This is a genomic window from Psychromonas sp. SR45-3, assembly GCF_014163575.1.
Classification (GTDB): Bacteria; Pseudomonadota; Gammaproteobacteria; order Enterobacterales; family Psychromonadaceae; genus Psychromonas; species Psychromonas arctica.
Window position 1 is genome coordinate 1 of sequence record NZ_JACJDP010000048.1, and the last position, 20210, is coordinate 20210.

Genomic DNA, 20210 nt, shown 5'->3' on the forward strand with positions numbered 1-20210 from the left:
CCTGGCGACCGTGTAAAAACAGATAAACGTGATGCATTGAATCTTGCAAAGTTACTTAAATCTGAAGACCTTACACCTATTTACGTACCTGAGCCAGAAGATGAAGCGATGCGGGATCTTTCTCGTGCACGCGAAACAACCATGAAGGATCTCAAAGATGCAAAATATCAGCTTAAAGCACTCCTTTTACGCAATAACATAAATACCACAATAAAAGATAATTGGTCATCTCAACACCTAAGATGGTTGGCTGAATTGATTCTGCCCTCACCCTGTCAGCAAATCGTGTTACAAGAAGCTGTACTTACAATTACAGAGAGAATACAGCGCAGAAATCGCGGACACCCATTAATTTGAATAATTGTAATAGTTAAACTATCTTTTAGAAATGCTTATTTCTGCATTTAGGAGGAAAGAAATAGCGAGAAATAGCGGACACCCATTAATTTGAATAATTGTAATAGTTACGAAATTGCGGACACCCATTAATTTGAATAATTGTAATAGTTAAACTATTTTTTAGAAATGCTTATTTCTGCATTTAGGAGTGGTTTATTATGACTCAATCTCGCCAATCACAAGTATCGCTATCTGATACGCCTTATTATCATTGTATTTCACGCTGTGTTCGCCGTGCTTATTTATGTGGTGAAGATAAATACACTGAAAAGTCTTTTGAACATAGACGCCAGTGGGTTGTTGAACGATTGCATTACTTAGCTTCACTGTTTAATATCGACATCTGTGCTTATGCAATTATGTCTAATCACTATCATTTGGTATTACATGTTGATGAGATATTAAATGAAAATCTAAGTCATGAAGAAGTTTGTGAGCGTTGGTGTCAATTATATTCAAAACCAGTATTAATTGAACGCTGGCAATCAGAGCAAGCAACATCAGAGGCTGAGAACAAAGCGGCCTTAGCTATTATCGAAGGGTGGAGAGGGCGCTTAGCTGATATTTCATGGTTTATGCGTTGCTTAAATGAGTTTATTGCGCGTAAAGCTAATAAAGAAGATGAATGTTCAGGCCGTTTCTGGGAAGGTCGTTTTAAATCTCAAGCGTTATTAGATGAAGATGCTTTGCTAACTTGTATGGCTTATGTTGATTTGAATCCAGTACGTGCAAAGATGGCGGATAGTATTGAAACCTCTGAATATACATCCGCTTACGAACGCATTCATGGCGTTGCTCAAGCGAAAGAAAAACCGTTAGAGTACTCTTTTACTAAAAAATCTTTATTTGGTTTCGTTGGTGATGAAAGCGAGAAATCAACGAAAGGTATCCCATTTTCATTATTAGATTACATAGAGTTAGTGGATTGGAGTGGTCGCATACTAAGAGAAGATAAACGCGGTGCAATTTCAAGCCAACGTCCCAGATTACTTTCCACGCTTGGGTTAGATGATAAAACTTGGTTATCACTAGCAAGTAGTTTTGGTAAAGATTATCACGGAGCTGTTGGTTCATTAGAGGCATTAGCAGCTTATGCCAGTAATACAGGGAAACGTTGGATAGCCAGTAAGAACCAACTGCGACTGCATTAACTAGCGTAGTTTACGAAACAAAATTCAATAAATCCGCAATTAGCTACCGCTAAAATTTGTTATGCATGAGAAAGCTATTATCTGTTTAAAACTCCCAGAAATTTATAACCTTTACGTTTCAATAAACTATTTCCGTTATTACTTTTATTTTTCACTTACGAAAATAGTTTTGTTTTTGGTTATTTAAATTATTGGCTGTCTAGATCTATTCAGATCTATTCTATTCTGGCTTTGGGAAATATCTACTGCTTCCTTTTAACCACTTTGGGTTAATAATATTGCCTACTAGCTTTTCAATAACATTCAATTCAGACACGTAATCCGCCCCTAAGTTGTCTGCAGAAATCACTTTACCCCCAATGATATATAACATCCTATTTTCATACAAATAGTCACAACCAAATATACATAACGGCATAACTATACGAGGATCTGTTCGTTCGTTTTCCGCACAATCTGAGCGTTTCTTTTTATGGGCGGTAATCAAAGATTTAACAGAAAAAGTTTTATTACAGATTGCACACTCCTCCTGCTTTTTATCTTTAAATAGCCATTCACTTAGAATGTGTTGTTCCCTTCGAGTAGCTACAGTACTACTTCCATCAGTACCTTCGGTAGAAGCTTCAAGTAAACGCTGTCTAAATATTTCATACCTATCAATATTTGGCTTAGCTTGTTCGATTTGGCTACCTGCCAACTTGTATTTATAGTGATATCTTCCTTTGGTTTTATCAACAAAAATTAACGGAGAATAAAGAACAGTTTTATCTACCAGAGGCTTACTATAACCACATGCTTTCAAATGTGATGATATTGTAGGAAAATCATCAACCTCTTGATCAACCATGAATTCCACTGCAACCTTTTCAATTTCGGTTAATTGCTCAGGCTCAATACTTAATCTGACTACAGAATCGTTAGACTCAGTAAACTTCGAGCTTAAAAGATATTGGCTAATAACTTCCTCTGGCGGGTATTGAAATCCCTTAGGTGGTGTTCTGCGTTTCAAAGAGTTATGTAGTAGCGTCTTTAAAGTATCAAGCGATTCAAACTCTGCTGCATTTCTTGTTTTACCTAAATTATTAATTAGAGTGTTCGCTCTAGACTCAAATAAATAATACAGCTCACCATCATAATCTGAAACCCACGAGTCAGTACTTTTTTGTATTAACAAAACTAATGTATCGAAGTTAGCTTGTTTTGTGGTGGGATCTTCTTTTAGGTAATCAAGCTTAGCAATACCAAGTAAACCTGGTATAACTTTTGATTTGATAAAAGCCTTTTGAAGAATTGATGCACTAGATTTTTTAACAATAAAAAAATCGGTTTTATTATCAAAAGAAGTTCTAGTTAATTCATTTAGATCAATAGTGTACGCTTTATACTCTTTGCATTCTCCTAAATCATGTAACATACGTAATAATGAAATCAAGTTAACTTCACTATCAAAAAGTTCCTGACTTTTTACATAGGATATAAGTTCTGATGATTTGTGAAAATCGTCAGATTTCAGATGATTAGCAAAACTTACAAGACTCGGAAAATCACTAGATTTAGCGACACTTTTAAATTTTTTGTTTACTATCTGGCGAGGTCTTTCGGAGCGTCTTCCACCTGAATCACCTACATCAAATTTGTTCGCTGCATCTTCTAAAGTTGGCCATAAATTATCTTTAAGCCCATAAAAATAGATTACCAGCTCTATATCTCTAAATTTCGTGTCTAACTCTCTTAAATTAGAACCTAGGTAACTCCTTATTTCTTGTTCGATAATCATCATGTAATCCGGTTAAAAGCCTACAGTATAACTAAGCCAAAGTATTCCGTATTTACGGTGGAAACAAGGAATAGTTTAATTTGATAAATTAGAGGTTACTTTAGTGTAATAACACATTAAATCAATAAATTAAATCAAAATATAAAACCTTTATCAACTTGGCTGCGACAATTCCCCATTAAGTTTTTCTGAGTCAATAATAGCCTTTAGCAAGCTAAGGCAGGGATGCCGTTGCTAGCGAACTTCGCCACACGGACGTGGCGTATGAGCGGTGCGTTAAGAAGGCTGTTATTTATTCAGATAAAAAAACGTTATGGGCGATTTTCTTTTGGTTCCGTTTTCTTTATTCGTATAAAGAAAATGAACTCGCCGCAAGGGCGAAACACCAAGGAAATGAATATCAAAGAGCCACGACGAGCGCAGACGAGTTAAAAAACAATAAAACAAGGTTGGCAGGATAAATCCTGCGCCTCAAAATCAGCAGCACCATTCCTGCGCTGAATAACTACTTCCCTAATGTCGCTTTAAAATCCTCATACCCAAACTCATTTAATACTTCAATATCACCATCAACTCTTTGAAAATAAATACTCGGCATTTTTAAACCATTAAACCAGTTTAACTTCACCATTGTGTAACCTGCACTATCTTCAATATGTAGCTTTTGGCCTATTTTTAAGGGCTGTTCAAACTGTGCTTCACAAAATTGATCACCCGCCAAACAAGAGCAAGATCCAATCACATAATTGTATGTAGCACCTTTTGTTGCTTCTCTAATCGTCGCAGGTTCGTTATAAATAAGCGTATCTAAACGATGGGCTTCAGTGGCACTATCAACGATCGCCGTTTGTTTATCATTTTCAACAATATCAATCACACTAACCACTAAATCTGCAGTGCGTGTAATGATTGCTTCACCAGGTTCTAAATAAACTTGCACGCTATGTTTTTCAGCAAACGCTTTTAAGGCTAACCCTAGCTTTTCAATAGGGTAGTTTGGATAAGTAAAAAAGATACCACCGCCTAAACTAAGCCAAGTTAATTGATCAAGGTATTCAGTGAAGGTCGTTGATATATGGTCCAGTACTCGAATAAACGCATCGACATCTTTATTTTCACAGTTCATGTGAAACATAAAACCATCAACGTTATTAAGAACGTCTAAGCTTAAAAGATCTTGTTTAACACCTAAACGAGAATAAGCACGAGCTGGATTGGCTAGGTCTTGTCCTGCAACACTCATTTCTGGGTTGATACGTAAACCTAATGAAGCACTGTCTTTACAGTTTTCATAATGCGCTTCAAGCTGTGAAAGAGAATTAAAGATGATTTTATCTGAAAGGGGCTTAACCGCTTCAATATCAGCATTGGAATAACCCACGCTATAAGCATGCGTTTCACCACCAAACTTTTCATGCCCTAATCGTACTTCATAAGGCCCTGAGCTTGTTGTACCGTCTAAATAAGGTTTGATGGTGTCGAAAGTTCCCCAAGTTGAAAAGCATTTTAAAGCGAGCACTAATTTAGCGCCTGATATCTCTTTCAACTGTTTTGCTTTTTCTAGGTTATCAATCAATGCTTGTTCATTGATCATAAAGTAGGGAGTATTTAAATTCTTCATTTGTTACCAAGTATTAAATTAAATTATTGTAGATAATAAATTGCTAGATAAAAATAATCCACTGGTAATTACACTCTAAAATTTGTCGAATATATTTACAATACTTTATTAACCCACGTTATGGTGCTAGGCTTTATAAGGGGTTGTAATTTTGGCTTGATATTTGCTTTCATATATTTTTAATTACCTTTGCAATCAGTTACTTTCTTAAATTTAACTAACCACTTGGCGTTGCAAATGATGGCTTTCGAAATAACATTAAGAGATGAAATATGAATAAAAGGATTTTTTTACTAACAGCAACTGTTCTGTTAACTCAACCACTTTATGCGGGCACAATAGCTGAAGTAGAATCAAACTCAACCCTGTTTACCGCTCAAAATATAGATGGATCATTCAGTACCGGTGTAAATGATGATATTTATAATGCGAGTGCGCTTGATTGGGAATGGAGTTCAATAGCTTCTTTAGACGGCGATGGAACCTATGATTATTATTCATTTACCGCATTAGCAAACCAAAATTATATTTTTGATATTGACTATGGTATGCCAAATTTAGATGCTGAAATTGGTTTATGGTCAATTGATGGTACTGTTTCAGGTTTACTTGCTGAGCAGGATGATGGTTGTGTCGAAAACGGAGTATCGTTTTGTAGCATGGTAGATAATGGTTCTGTGCATTCATATGATCCTAAATTCTCTTGGCAATCAAGTTCTGCAGGCCTTTATGTTATTGGTGTTGCTCGATTCTCTACAAGTGCAAACGATAGTGGCTTTAATGGTAACGCACCGGTTGCCGGGGATGACTACACTTTACAGGTCTCTCGAGATCTTGCGGTAGATGTACCAGCACCTGCTGGTGTTATGTTGTTTGCATTAAGCTTGGTGGGTTTTGCAGCGACACGTAAAGTAAAAAAATAATATTCCGACTTTAGTTTTTAATTAATGGAACCCCTTTAATTATAGGCGCACATTAATTATTAATGTAATAATTAAAAAATCCTGAATTCATATTCAGGATTTTTTATATTTTAGACAGTATTAATTTTATTTAAATAAGTTTTAATACTTTTTATATCTGTTTGATTTATTAAGTTAATTCTAATATGTCCCAGCTAAGACCAATTTTAGGCATTAATTCCAAGAAATGATCTGGGTTTAGTTGTTCAACGTTGTATAAACCTTTATCGCTCCATTTACCTTGAAAATAAAGTAAAGCAGCTGTGATCGCTGGTACACCTGTTGTGTAAGAAATCGCTTGGTGCTCTACTTCATTGTATGACTCTTTATGGTCACAAATGTTATAGATAAAGATACTTTTCGCGACACCGTCTTTTTTACCGCGTAACCAAGTACCAATACAGGTTTTACCCGTGTAGCCAGGTGCTAAAGAAGTTGGGTCTGGCAAAATAGCTTTCAATACTTTAAGCGGTTCAACAGTAATACCATCGCAGGTTGTTACAGGTTTTGTATCTAACAAGCCGATAGTACGCATTACGTTGAAGAAGTTTAAGTAGCTGTCTGAAAAGCCCATCCAAAACTCAATACGTTTAGCGGGAATAAATTCTGCCATTGAACGTACTTCATCATGCGCCATAGAATAAACTTTTTGTTTACCGACAACAGGAAAATCAAATTCCATCATACGACTATGGCAAGGCACTTGGTTCCATTCTCCATTTTCATAATAGAAAGAGTCACCTTGAATTTCTAACATATTTGTTTCAGGGTCAAAATTAGTTGCAAATTTTTGACCATGATCGCCCGCATTTACATCCATAACATCTATGCTATCGATTTCATCGAAGAGGTGTTTATGAGCGTAAGTAGCAAATACACTTACCACACCGGGATCAAAACCTGCACCTAAAATACCAGTAATACCTGCTTCTTTAAAGCGCTCCGCAAAAGCCCATTGTGGATCATATGCTTCAGGTACTTGTTGTCCTGGACTACAAAGATCAGTCGCAACAGAGGTATCTAGATAAGCAGTTTTAGTTTCTACACATGCTTCCATGATCGCCACGTTCACCCATGGAGGCCCTGCATTGATCACTAGATCGGGTTGCACTTGATTAATCAAAGTAACCAAGGCTGCAATATCGTCGGCATCAATTGCTACTGCATTGATACTTTTGTTGGTGTCTTTAAGGTTATTACGGCCTTTGATCGAGGTAATAATTTTTTCGCATTTAGAAATAGTGCGAGAGGCAATTGTAATATCGCCAAATACATCATTATTTTGTGCGCATTTGTGAGCAATAACCCAGCCTACGCCACCGGCGCCAATTTGTAGTACAGACATTTTTTTAGTCCCTATTCATTAATTTTTATTGCTTAGCTAACTACTACTTAACGTTAAGTTAGTGTTAGTAATCTCATGTGTGTGCTCTGTACTGCTTAATTAACAGTTAGCTAGTTTGTTATTAACAAAGCTAGCTAACTTTATTGTTAACCGTATGTAATTAGAACGGATTAACTACTTTTCTATTTATTCATTCGTTTTTTTTGAGCATCGCTTGTACTGCATTTTCTATTTTTTCGATTAGCGTATCAAAATCATGCAAGGTTAAACATGGGTTTAACAGTGTGAATTTTAACGCTAACTGCCCATTAACTTTTGTTTCAGCAATCACTGCTTCACCACTTGTTAATAGTTTTAAACGCAATTTTTGATGCAATTGATTAAATTCCTGATCAGTTAAATCACCCTGTAAAACAGGCGACAAACGGAATAACACTGTTGATAATAGCGGTGTACAGCATAATTCAAAGTGTTTATTTTGAGCAATTTTAACTGCAACTTGCTGCGTTAAGTTTAATAAATAATCGTAAAACTCACCGAGTTGTTTTGCTCCGACGGCTTTGAGTGTCATGAATAGCTTTAGTGCATCAAAACGCTTTGTGGTTGCAATGCTTTTGTCGACTAAATTAGGTAATTCATCGCCTTCACGATTTAGGTAATCTGCATGATGCAATAAAGTATTAAAGTTAGCTTTATTTTTAATAAGCAGGGCACCACAACTGATTGTTTGATAAAACAATTTATGAAAATCTACGCTAACAGAGTCTGCTAATTCAATGCCTTTTAAGCGAGACTTATGTACTTGGCTAAGTTGTAGCGCTGCACCATAAGCACCATCGACATGCGACCAACAACCCGCTGCACGTGCAATTTCAACCACCGCTTGTAAATCATCAATTGCGCCATGATCTGTTGTACCTGCCATTGCTACGACAGCAAAAGGTAGTAAATCTTGTGCTTTTAATGCATCAATGGTCATTTGTAGTTCATTAATATCGATTTGGCCTTGTACATTGGTTTTAACTAACACCACACTGCGTTCGCCCAAGCCCATTAATGACGCAGATTTTTGTACTGTAAAATGGCTTTTATCTGAACAGATGATACGCATTTTTTGTGCGTAATCAGGTAAACCATCTTGCTGAACATCATGTTTTGATTGATTATAAGCAAACCAATCGCGAGCCAGTAATAAACCCATTAAATTGCTTTGTGTGCCACCACTCGTGAATACACCGTCAGCGCGTTCACCTAGTTGGTAAGTTTGACACAACCAATCAACCATTTGCTGTTCAACAAAAGTTGCTGCGGGAGCCTGGTCCCACGAATCCATTGATTGATTTAATGCGGCAATAAAATGCTCAGCCACAATTGATGCAATCAATGGCGGAGTATGCAAATGTGCAATCGTATGAGGGTGTTGCACTAATAGAGAATTTTTAGCGATTAATTCATTGGTGGTTGCTATCACTTCCTGTAAAGGAGCTGCTTGCGAAAAATCCACCGCATTAATTTGCTGTTTTAATAGCGCAGGCTCGACACCTGAATAGGCATTTTGTGAATGCCTAAACAAACTATTGATTGCATCTTGTGTTTGCTGGGTCGCTTGCTCAAAAGCTTGGTTTTCACCAAGCTGAGCGAAATAATGTGACCAGTTGTTCGTTTGGGTCATTATTGTGCTTCCACTGCAATTTTAATTGCTTTTGCCATGGTTGTTGCAACAAACTCTATTTGCGTTTGACTAATAATAAGGGGTGGCAAGAAACGTAATACCGCACCACGACGACCGCCTTTCTCAATGATTAAGCCTAACTCTAGTGCTGCACGTTGAATCGCAATCGCTAATGTTGGATCGGCTTCGGCTTGACCAAGGCTATTTAATACACCCGGTTTAACAATTTCAATACCATTCATTAAACCACGGCCACGTACTTCACCAATTTGTGGGAAGTCAGCTTGAATATCGCGTAAAGCTGTTCGTAGTTGTTCACCGCGTTCCGCTGCATTTTTTGCTAGGTTATCACGTTGGATAATTTCTAGTGTTTTTGCACCACTTGCCATTGCTAATTGATTGCCACGGAAGGTGCCTGTGTGCTCGCCTGCATTCCAGCAATCGTATTTTTCATTAAATAAAATAATCGACATTGGCATACTGCCACCAATTGCTTTAGATAAGATAAGCACATCTGGTTCAATACCTGATTCTTCAAATGCAAAGTGGTCGCCACTGCGGCCAATACCACATTGAATTTCGTCAAAAATCAGTAAAATCCCGTGCTCAGTGGCAATACGACGTAATTCTTGTAACCATTTTTTGGGAGCAGGTAATACGCCACCTTCGCCTTGAATTGGCTCAACGATGATCGCAGCAGGTTTAGTGATACCTGATTCATCATCACATAAAACAGATTCAAGATAACGAATGCTTTGTGCAGCACCTTCTTCACCACCTAAACCAAATTTACAACGGAAGTTGTATGGGAAAGGCATAAAATGTACATCTGACATTAATCCAGTACGGCGGCTTTTAGAGCTTAAGTTACCGGTTAAAGAGAGAGAGCCATTGGTCATACCATGGTAAGCACCGTGGAATGAAACCATGGTATTACGTTTGGTGTATAACTTAGCCAGCTTGATAGCCGCTTCTACTGCATCAGCGCCAGATGGTCCACAGAATTGAATACGCGCTGTTTTAGCAAAGTTAGCCGGTAGAAATTGCATCACAGCTTTGATGAATACATCTTTGCTAGGTGTCGTTAAATCCAATGTTTGGTAAGGCACACCTGCATTGATTTGGTTAATCAATACTTGGTTGATTTCACTATGATTGTAACCTAATGGTAATGCGCCAGCGCCAGCTAAACAGTCCAGGTATATCTGTCCTTTAGTATCCTCAATAATAGCACCACGGCCACTTTTGATAGCGATAGGTAAACGTCTAGGATATGAACGAACTTCAGATTCATAATGTTCTTGGCTTAATAACATTTCATCTGGTGTTAAGTCATATGGTGTTGTAATAACTGGGACTTCTAGTTCGTTTGTTAATTTGCACTCTGGTGCTAAATTAAGGACGTTTTGCATTTTACGCTCCACTAATTGGAAATAAATAAAGTACGAAATTGGTTTATCAGCAGATAAACAGAATTGTGTAAATAAGGTATAGCAATAAATTTAATTACAAATATACGTTGCACTACAGGGTTTTAAGCGTCTTAGCTCAAGGTTCTACTGTTCGTCCAGGATACTGTAATAAGTATTGATTTTGAGGTGTGAAATAACGATTCAAAGGTTCAGATGAGTCAATGTAAGTGTGTTGCATTGTTTGAGCCTCCGTATTGAGTTAATCGTTATAATAAAATTGATTGAGTGTTAAAACGCGCGCATTTTATCATCCATTTTTGCTATAGCAAGGGTAAAAACTAACTAAAATTAACCTTTTTTTTTAACATACTGATTAATAATTATATTTTTTATATAAAGCGCAAAAAATAAACACTTTAAACACACTCGAGGTTTCCTATCTTTAACACTACCCAATGTTGGGTTATTTGGGTATTCTTCGCATCACAGACAGCAATAAAGTGGGGGTAATAGTGAGTAACATAAAACAGATATTAGTAGTTGATGATGATCAAGATATTAGGGAATTATTAGCACAGTACCTTTCGAAAAACAGTTTTGATGTGATCACTGCTGCGGAAGGCATTGAAATGGATTCGTTATTAACACAACATACACCTGATTTAATTATTCTGGATATTATGTTACCTGGTGATGACGGGTTTACGCTGTGTCAACGCATTCGTCAACATTCAAATGTACCGATTATAATGCTCACAGCAAACTCAGATGAAATGGATAGAGTATTAGGTTTGGAGATCGGTGCTGATGACTATATTGCGAAGCCTTTCAGTCCTCGCGAATTATTAGCTCGTATTAAAGCGTTATTAAGACGCACTCATTTCTCCCAACAACAAAATACTGAGCAAAAAAATCAGGAAAGTAAACGTTTTTATTCTTTTGCTCATTGGCAATTAGATACACAACAACAAGTATTAATAGATGACCATCAAAATGTATTCACATTAACTGGGGCGGATTTTCAATTATTAATGTTATTTATTTATAGTAACAATCAGCCTATTTCCAGAGATCAGATCTGCCAAGCATTGCATGGTCGAGATGCCTTTGCTAATGAGCGTGGTATTGATGTTCATGTTAGTCGTTTACGACACTTTTTAGGTGACGATGCCAAAGCCCCTAATATAATTAAAACCGTGCGTGGCAAAGGTTATTTATTTATTGCGCCGCTTAAAAGTGCTGATTAATGTCGATGTTTAAATTATTTTTTCGCTCACTTATATCACGCATGTTATTACTGACGATTTGCTCTGTTGTCGCAGGACAAGCTATCAGCAGCTTTTTTTGGGTTCACCAGTTCTCCGAGAGTGAAAAAAAATCGGTGATTGCTAATGCTCAACATCTCGCTGAAAGCGCGCTAAGTACGGTCGTGTTTTTTAATGATTTACCCCTTAAATATCGTCACCTTGTACTTGAACAATTGCGGGGCATGGGAGGGAGTCGTTTTTTTGTTTCTCTGAATAGTGAAAAAATACATATTAATCCTATTCAAGATAGCAAATTAAAAAGGCAAGTTATTGCAACCGTCAGCGAAGTATTAACTACGGGGATCGCCGCTGATAAAAATTTAGAAATTGAATTCTCGTCTCCAGATGATTTACACGTTTTAAAGAATGATATTTTATTAAAAGATCTGCCACCTTCATGGGGTGCTTACTCGCTCATTATTCCAACTGCAGAGCCACCTATATTGGTGTTGCAAATTGAAGTAGAAAGCAATGAGTGGTTGTATTTAGCCGCTATTTTACCTCCCCCTTATTTACTTTCGGATAACCAGTTGATCTCCGCGCAACAGATTTTGACCTTGTTTTTTACAACATTATTATTATTGTTATTTATCTATTTATTATTTAGACAACAAACTAAACCCTTACAAAAATTGGCGAAGGCGGTCTCTGTGATGAGTATTGACCTAGACCAAGCACCGCTAAAAGAACACGGTGCCACAGAAATTGTTGATGCAACCCGTGCTTTTAATCGTATGCAACAAAAGTTACAACGTTACATACAAGATCGTGAATTGTTATTTCGCTCCATATCACATGATTTAAAAACGCCCATCACTCGTTTACGATTACGCGCCGAGTTATTAGATGATGAGCAACAAACAGAGCGCTTTAACCACGATTTAGATGATTTAGAAATCCTTGTAAAAGGGGCGATACAAAGCGTTCAAGACACAGATATTCATGAGAATATTCAATATGTTGATGTGCTTAAGTTATTATTACAAATTAGTGAAAATCGTACTGAAAAAATTGTGATCAAACCGGCCAGTATTTCTCCTTATCAAGGCAAACCATTAGCGTTAAAACGTTGCTTATCTAACTTAATTGAAAATGGCGTTAAATATGGCGGCAAGGTTGATGTTCAAGTGGTTGATAGTGATGAAAAATTAGAAATTATTATTCAAGATAATGGGCCTGGTATTCCCGAACATGAACTAAAAACTATTTTTCAACCCTATAAACGGTTACACAATGATGACCAAGGGCATGGACTTGGGCTGGGTATTGCACGTAATATTATTCATGCTCATAATGGTGATTTACACCTGATCAATCGTGAGCAGGGCGGGTTGGAGGTTGTTATTATCTTCCCGCGTAATTATAAAAAATAAATTGAATGGCCTTCCCGCTCTAATTTAAAACGCTGGTTGAAAGTAGCAATTGCGATTAATGAGAAATATGAAGCAGAGAAAAATGAAGCTGAAAAAAATACTGCCGTTAATTCCATTACTGTTGAGTATGCCAAGCAGTGCAAACTCTTTGGAAGTGTTGCACTGGTGGACGGCTCCCGGTGAGTTTGAAGCACAGAAGGTGTTGAAGCAGGCATTAGCAAAGCAAGGCATAAGCTGGCAAGACTTTGCGATTGTAGGGTCCGGTGGGGGCAGTGCTATGCGAGTATTACAAATGCGTGCATTATCGGGGAATCCACCAGATGCCGCACAAATCAAAGGCCCTGATATTGCCGAATGGGCAAAAATAGGCATGTTAAAAGAAGTTGATAATATTTTAAATAATAAATTGTGGGACAAAAATATTCCTGATGTGGTGAAGCAAACCATTACCTATCAAGGCCACTATATGGCACTGCCACTTAATATCCATCGCGTGAATTGGTTGTGGCTAAATAAGGCCATTTTTGATCAACTTAAGCTTTCTCCTCCTACTACATGGAATGAGTTCTTTAGTGTTGCAGATAAGATTCAAGCGGCAGGTTATATTGCACTGTCTCACGGCGGTACAAGTTGGGAAGATAATTTATTATTTGAATCGGTTGCGTTGTCGATTTTAGGTGCAGAAAAATATAAACGTGCTTTTGTAGAGTTTGATGAAACGGTTCTCACGTCCTCTGACATGATCGATGCTTTTAAATTGTTTAAACGATTACATCAGTATGTCGATAAAAGTATGGTCGGTAAAGATTGGGAAATTGCGAGTAAAATGCTTACTGATAAAAAAGCGGGCATGTTATTCATGGGCGACTGGGCTAAAGGCTTATGGCATAGCTCTGGTAAGGTCGCTAATAAGGATTATTTGTGTGTGGATGTGCCTGAAAGCAAAAATTTGTTCAGTTACAATATTGACAGCTTTGTTTTCTTTAAAAAGCAACATCAGAATAGTGATAATTTAAATACGGAAATATTGGCTAATACTCTTCTCTCCGAACAATTACAGCATGACTTCAATATTGATAAAGGTTCTATTCCGGTGCGAACGGATATTGATATTAGTGATTTTGATGCCTGTAGCCATAAATCATTCAATGACTTTAAACAGTCCGCTTTAGTGCCTTCTTTTTCACAAAATATCGCCACTAGCAGTTTTTTACAAAGCGAAATGAGGAAAGTGATCAGCACTTATTTTAAGAGCGATAATCTCAGCGCAGAACAAGTGACTAAACAATTGGCGTTAGCCATTAGAGCTGTTAGTAAAAAGTAAGATAGACTGACTAAGCCCGTTATCATTCAATATGCAAAAATAAGTAAGTCGAGAGGCGAGCAGGTTTAAACATCAGATTGGAAATATAACAGAGTAAATCGTAACTTTTATTCCAATCTATAACAACAACCAATAAAAGTTAACTTGTTCCCCTGAGTGCCGCTAACTCGAAAATCCGTGTCTACACAATAAGACCAATTCCGTTAATTTAATAATCAAATATTACACAGGAAAAATGAGCTAGTTTAAGGCATAAATTGCCGTAAATACTTGTTCTCTTTATAAAAATTTTAACGCGAAAATAATTCCTTTTAACCAGTAAGATTGAACAGTTAGTTAGCGGACTTGGTATCATATAGCGTTGTAGCTTTGGATAAAGGTGTTCGGTAATCAATTAATCGCAGGAAAGGTCGTTATGTTAAGCATTGTCTAAATGTCCGAGTTAACCATTTAATAATGCATATTGATTGAAAATGATATAGATAAAACCAACAGACAAAAAAATAGGCATCTCAGAGATACCTATTTTATATTGAGTAGAAGCAGTGTATTAAAGCGTTACTTAGCTAAATAAGCTTCCATATCTGTTTTTAAGTTATCTGACTTAGTACCAAAGATAGCTTGTACGCCATTACCTGAAACAACTACGCCAGCAGCACCTAGTTTTTTAAGGCCAGCTTGGTCAACAAGTGCAATATCAGCAACACTGATACGTAAACGTGTGATACATGCATCTAAGTTAGCGATGTTTGCTTTGCCACCAAATGCAGTCACTAATGCAGCAGACATCTCTTCATTATTTAATTTAGCAGTTGAAGCTTGCTCTTCATCTTCACGACCTGGTGTTTTTAAGTTAAGAGCACGAATTACGATGCGGAATAAAGAGTAATAAACAGCTGCGTAGATAAGGCCAATAACAACAAAGTAGACAAGTTTTTGTGAGTTAGCAGAAAGTACCAAGAAATCGATTAAACCATGTGAGAATGAAGTACCGTGAACCATACCTAATAGGTTAGTTACAACAAACGCTGAACCGGCTAGTAATGCATGAATTGCGTATAATACAGGTGCAACGAACATGAATGAGAATTCAATTGGTTCAGTGATACCTGTTAAAAATGAGGTTAACGCAGCAGATACCATGATACCCATTACTTTTGCACGATTTTCTGGTTTTGCAGAGTGTGCAATAGCAATAGCAGCGGCTGGTAAACCAAACATTTTAAACATGTAACCGCCAGCTAACTGACCAAAACCATTACCAGCAGCACGTGAAGCATCATCTGCAGATAAGTAACAAGTTAAAATACCGTTTAATTGCTCGCCGTTTGCATTAACACATGAACCTGCTTCGAAGAAGAAAGGTACATTCCAGATATGGTGTAAACCAAATGGAATTAATGAACGTTCAACCACACCGTAGATACCAAAAGCTAACGTTGGGTTTTGATTTGCAGCCCAGTGAGAGAATGAAGCAATACCTGCGCCAATTGGAGGCCAGATAATCGATAAAATAGCACCCATGATAATTGCCACAAAACCGGTCATAATCGGTACGGCACGTTTACCGGCAAAGAAACCTAAGTAATCAGGTAATGTGATGTTGAAGAAACGGTTATACATCGCAGCAGCAATACCACCTGCAATGATACCACCTAATACACCTGTGTTAGCGCCTGGTGCTAATGTTTCAATAGTTTGCATCATGATGTAGTAACCAACTGCAGCAGCAAGACCGGCTACACCATCATTTTTAGTAAAACCAAGTGCTACACCAATGGCAAATAGTAACGCCATGTTACCAAACACAGCACCGCCAGCTTGTTCCATTAATTGTGATACAACATCAGGTAAGATACTAAATTTAGCAGCACCTACACCCAATAAAATACCTGCGATAGGTAACACTGATACAGGAAGCATTAAAGACTTCCCTACTTTTTGTAAATTCCCAAATATATTCATAGATTTCTCCAAGGTGGTTAAGTTTTAATAAAATATCTGTAGCGATATTTGATGGCTGGAGTGTAACGATCGAAATGCAAAAAAAATGTGCAAATGATCACATAAAATAAGAAGTTACGTTTACTTACATTGTAGATAGTGCTGTTGCAATATGTTACAAATTAAAATTTGAAACTGTCTTTTTTATAGTCTAGGCATATCGTGGATTAATGGTATTTGATACAAGGTTTATAGGAAAATTGTTTTTGAAGAAGGTGGTTAGGGTAAGAGAGGGGGCTCCATTTTAGTTCATTATTGATAGGCTAAATTATTGATAGGTTAAATTGTAGAGTTATAGATTATAGGCGATAAAAAATAAATAAGGCTCTAAATATTGCCCGTTTAGGTGCTAAATTGACTAAACGGGAAATTGATTTTTTAAAGCCCTTTGATTCAGATTATAAGTGCATAACTATTTTATTCTAGTCATGGGTAGTTAGCTAAGTTAGCCTCTCACTACCATTACACGGAACTTTCTGCCTTTTAGTTTGCCTTCGCTGAGTTTTTTAAACGCAACTTTTAGCAATGCTCGATTGACGGCAACATAAGACCAGTTATCGGCGACATAGATTTTACCTACTTGTTGTCCAGTAATACCATCCTGACCAGTTAATGCGCCCACGATATCACCTGGACGAATTTTTTGTTTTTTTCCACCTTCAATACGAATTGTGATCATCTCCGATGGGGGAGGTGTTACTTCAAGTAAAGAGGCATCCGGTAGCGGACTAGCACTGATATTACGATCTAGAATATCTTCTAATAATTTAATACGATAATCATCTTTAGTGCTAAAGAAAGTAAAGGCTAATCCTTTACTACCCGCACGACCGGTGCGGCCAATACGGTGAACATGTACTTCTTGGTCATGGGCGACATGGAAGTTGAAAACTGCACTTAAATTATCAATATCCAAACCTCGCGCTGCAACATCCGTTGCAACTAAAATGCGCGCACTTTTGTTGGCAAAGCGAATTAATGCTTGATCACGATCTTTCTGTTCTAAATCACCATGTAATGCGATGGCACTGTAACCTCGGTTTGCTAGTTCTTCAGCAACTTCAGTAACTTCTCGCTTTGTATTACAAAATACGACAGTAGATTCAGGTTGGTGGCGATTCAATAACAAACGTAACGCGATCATTCTTTCTTGGTTATTTTGTACCGAGTAAAATGTTTGCTCAATGATATTATTATCGTGTGTTGTGGCGACGGTGACTTGTTTTGGTGCATTCATAATACGCTGTGCAATTTTTTGTATCTGCTCAGGGTAAGTCGCACTAAATAGAAGTGTTTGGCGTTGTTTTGGACTGTGCTCTATGATGCTATCAATAGCATCTTGAAAGCCCATTTCTAACATTCTATCTGCTTCATCAAGGACTAATACGCTAACATGTTCAAGGTTTAAAGAACCTCTACTTAAATGATCTTGAAGTCGACCTGGTGTGCCTACAATAATATGAGCGCCATGCTCTAAAGAAGCGGCCTGTGGACTCAGCGGCGTACCACCACATAGTGTCATTACTTTAATGTTATGGATAGATCTTGCAAGTTTTCTAATATCCGTCGCGACTTGATCTGCTAATTCACGAGTGGGACACACAACTAATGACTGGATCCTAAATTGTTTTACGTTTAAGCGATGTAAAATACCTAACGTAAACGCAGCTGTTTTACCTGAGCCCGTTTTACCCTGCGCAATTACATCTTCTCCATTTAGAATTAATGGTAAAGATTGAGCCTGTATTTCAGTCATCTTTTGGTAGTTTAAAGAATCTAAATTGCTTAAGAGGCTTTCTGATAGTGGCAAGGATGCAAAAGAGGTTTCACTCACGATAATAATTTCCTGATAGGGTAATGTTAATGGTCGCTACCATAACAGTTTGTCTGCTTAGTCACAAAATAATGTTGTAAAAATAAGCCACTAAAATACCACAATAACCAGTAAACGTTTTTTAAAAGTGTTAAAAAAATATAAACTTTAAAAAACGTAAGCAAATGGGTTATTGATAATAATAAGGATCAATGTGGTCGTTGAAAAGATAACAATCGCTGTTTATAACAGGCTAGTAACAACAATAAAAATAAACTCCAATATTGTAAACTGCCTCCGCCGCCTGAGCTTTTTGAAACAGAAGTATTAGTAAAAACCAAAGTAGGTGCAGTGATATCATTATTATCTATTTCACCTGTTTTTTGAAAACGTATATTGTGGATAAATGCTTTATCAGATCCACTGTTAACACTGCTATCTTTTGAATACATCCAAGTAACAAGATTAGTTGTGCCTGACAATGAGTAGGTTTTCGCGGAAAATTGTTGATCACCTGAAATCCTATCCATCTCAATCCCGTTAATCAGTAAGGTTAATGCATCGTAGCCATATTCAGAACTGATTGCCCAATTAAAATGTAAATTTCCTTGGCCTGAGATAATAGCAACAAATTGAGTTTGTTGATTAGCGTTGATAGTGGGTGAGGTTAAATAGTTATCATCACTGGCGACTACCCAAGGTGTCGAGTCTGATTGATACCACCTTACTTGATCATTATTAGAGAGTGATACTGCATCGGCACTGACTTTATGCATTGCGATCGCCGTTAATGATATCGGTGAATGAGCGATGCTGCTTACGCCTGTGTCAATATCAATACTGCTTAAATCTTCACTATCATAGGAACTGCTATTAGGGCTATAGGTTAAGTTTAGTGTGCAGGTCGCTTGTGTCACTAAATTGTCACAATTGTTGCTTTCTAATTCAAACAGCGTGTCGTTTGTGAGGGAGAAGATAGGAGCAATCGATTGTGTTGACTGGTTTTGTATCAATATTTCAAAGGTATTACTTTCATCAATATCAGCCACGAAATAGTGGGTATCAGTGAGTGCTGTAATACCTGAGATGCTCGCCTCTATCCAATCTTGGTAGTGAGATACTTTAGTATAAACACCTGCTGTTTGAGGTTGAGCGCATCCTTGACCAAAACTGACAATACCAATCTGTTGTTGTATTGCTGCGGTGGCCGATTCAACTAATAACGGCCCGCCGCTATCACCTTGGCAAGAGTCTGAACCACCATTGATAACGTCCCCAGCACAGATCATGTTATCTGTGGTATTTGGCATCACATCTTTACAACTTTGTGAAGATAAAAGTGGCAGTGTTACCTGTCTCAGAATACTTGGGTAGCTTACTGGTATATCTTGATCATCGCTTGAAGAGGCATAGGCCGCAGTAGACCCCCAGCCGATAGCAGTAGCAATGATATTATCAACACTAATTGATTGTGCTGTTTCTATGCTCGATAAACGGCTAACCGTTTCCTGTGTTAGCGTTTCAGATAGTTTTAATAAAGCGATATCATTGTTAAATGTTTTTTCATCAAAACCAGGGTGCATGATAATTTTATTTATAGTAGTGGAAGGGCTACTAGGGTTGGAAGATAAATTGTATTCACCCACGGTGGCGATGATCTTATTTGCTGTTAGATCAACGACACAATGTGCAGCGGTCAGTACCCATTGTTTACTGATTAAGGTACCCGCACAAAAATGTTGTTTATTTGATTGGTATTTTAAACTAACCATCCAAGGGTAATCCGACTGATCTGAGACCTGATCTCCACCGACGATTCGACTAGATATTTGAGACTCATCTGCCAAGACATAAAAGGATGGCAATAATAAAAAGCAAAGGCTAATAAGTTGATACAATTTGTTTTTTTTCATTTTATCTCTGTCCATGTTAAAGCAATAAAATCCTGTAAAGTGTAGGTAAATTACTTCAGTATATAATATTGTTATGGCTCTTTATTCGTCGAATGTAGTCTCAAAACTTCACTATATTAATAACTGTATAATTAATA

At 37.3% G+C, this 20210-nt stretch carries 13 protein-coding genes and 1 pseudogene; 6 read left to right on the forward strand and 8 right to left on the reverse strand.

Translation table 11 applies throughout. The features are described from left to right. Nucleotides 1-339 (forward strand): annotated as a pseudogene (locus H5084_RS17355) (transposase); the annotation flags it as partial. A 218-nt stretch (nt 340-557) separates the two neighbouring features. Beyond that, entirely contained in the window at nt 558-1550 is a 993-nt protein-coding gene (locus H5084_RS17360; RefSeq protein ID WP_028867638.1) for a transposase, read from the forward strand. A gap of 220 nt (nt 1551-1770) precedes the next feature. On the opposite strand, the gene H5084_RS17365 is transcribed toward H5084_RS17360, so the two are convergent. Both H5084_RS17365 and nspC read right to left on the reverse strand, forming a co-directional pair. Beyond that, on the reverse strand, nt 1771-3327 hold the full coding sequence (locus tag H5084_RS17365; protein WP_220486001.1) for a hypothetical protein: 1557 nt from the start codon (nt 3325-3327) through the stop codon (nt 1771-1773). Between the two features lie 505 nt (nt 3328-3832). Next, a complete protein-coding gene (gene nspC / locus H5084_RS17370) occupies nt 3833-4948 on the reverse strand; it encodes a carboxynorspermidine decarboxylase (RefSeq protein ID WP_182691868.1) in 1116 nt (371 codons plus the stop codon). A gap of 272 nt (nt 4949-5220) precedes the next feature. Between nspC and H5084_RS17375 the strand changes: the two genes are divergently transcribed. After that, complete coding sequence (locus tag H5084_RS17375; protein WP_182691870.1) at nt 5221-5871, forward strand: PEP-CTERM sorting domain-containing protein; 651 nt, start codon at nt 5221-5223, stop codon at nt 5869-5871. 169 nt (nt 5872-6040) lie between these two features. On the opposite strand, the gene H5084_RS17380 is transcribed toward H5084_RS17375, so the two are convergent. From H5084_RS17380 to H5084_RS17390, 3 genes are all read right to left on the reverse strand, one after another. Continuing rightward, a complete protein-coding gene (locus H5084_RS17380) occupies nt 6041-7255 on the reverse strand; it encodes a carboxynorspermidine synthase (RefSeq protein ID WP_182691872.1) in 1215 nt (404 codons plus the stop codon). A 190-nt stretch (nt 7256-7445) separates the two neighbouring features. Continuing rightward, on the reverse strand, nt 7446-8927 hold the full coding sequence (locus H5084_RS17385) for an aspartate aminotransferase family protein (protein ID WP_182691874.1): 1482 nt from the start codon (nt 8925-8927) through the stop codon (nt 7446-7448). Beyond that, nucleotides 8927-10339, reverse strand: coding sequence for a diaminobutyrate--2-oxoglutarate transaminase family protein (locus H5084_RS17390; RefSeq protein WP_182691876.1), 1413 nt, complete (start codon nt 10337-10339; stop codon nt 8927-8929). Before H5084_RS17390 ends, H5084_RS17385 begins: the two co-directional genes overlap by 1 nt. 512 nt (nt 10340-10851) lie before the next feature. Between H5084_RS17390 and H5084_RS17395 the strand changes: the two genes are divergently transcribed. The 3 genes from H5084_RS17395 (at nt 10852) to H5084_RS17405 (ending at nt 14343) form a co-directional block, all read left to right on the forward strand. Further along, nucleotides 10852-11586, forward strand: coding sequence for a response regulator (locus tag H5084_RS17395; RefSeq protein WP_028867629.1), 735 nt, complete (start codon nt 10852-10854; stop codon nt 11584-11586). Then, nucleotides 11586-13019, forward strand: coding sequence for an ATP-binding protein (locus H5084_RS17400; RefSeq protein WP_182691878.1), 1434 nt, complete (start codon nt 11586-11588; stop codon nt 13017-13019). The genes H5084_RS17395 and H5084_RS17400 overlap by 1 nt, the downstream gene beginning before the upstream one ends. Before the next feature lie 82 nt (nt 13020-13101). Then, the gene (locus H5084_RS17405; RefSeq protein ID WP_259396896.1) at nt 13102-14343 is read left to right on the forward strand and encodes an ABC transporter substrate-binding protein; all 1242 of its coding nucleotides are present in this window, start codon (nt 13102-13104) and stop codon (nt 14341-14343) included. A gap of 558 nt (nt 14344-14901) precedes the next feature. Here H5084_RS17405 and ptsG read toward each other — a convergent pair. The 3 genes from ptsG to H5084_RS17420 form a co-directional block, all read right to left on the reverse strand. Continuing rightward, the gene (gene ptsG, locus H5084_RS17410) at nt 14902-16308 is read right to left on the reverse strand and encodes a PTS glucose transporter subunit IIBC (protein WP_182691880.1); all 1407 of its coding nucleotides are present in this window, start codon (nt 16306-16308) and stop codon (nt 14902-14904) included. Nucleotides 16309-16792: 484 nt separating this feature from the next. Beyond that, entirely contained in the window at nt 16793-18181 is a 1389-nt protein-coding gene (gene dbpA / locus H5084_RS17415; RefSeq protein WP_182691882.1) for an ATP-dependent RNA helicase DbpA, read from the reverse strand. Nucleotides 18182-18369: 188 nt separating this feature from the next. Beyond that, a complete protein-coding gene (locus H5084_RS17420; RefSeq protein WP_182691884.1) occupies nt 18370-20073 on the reverse strand; it encodes a serine protease in 1704 nt (567 codons plus the stop codon). Between the last annotated feature and the right edge of the window lie 137 nt (nt 20074-20210).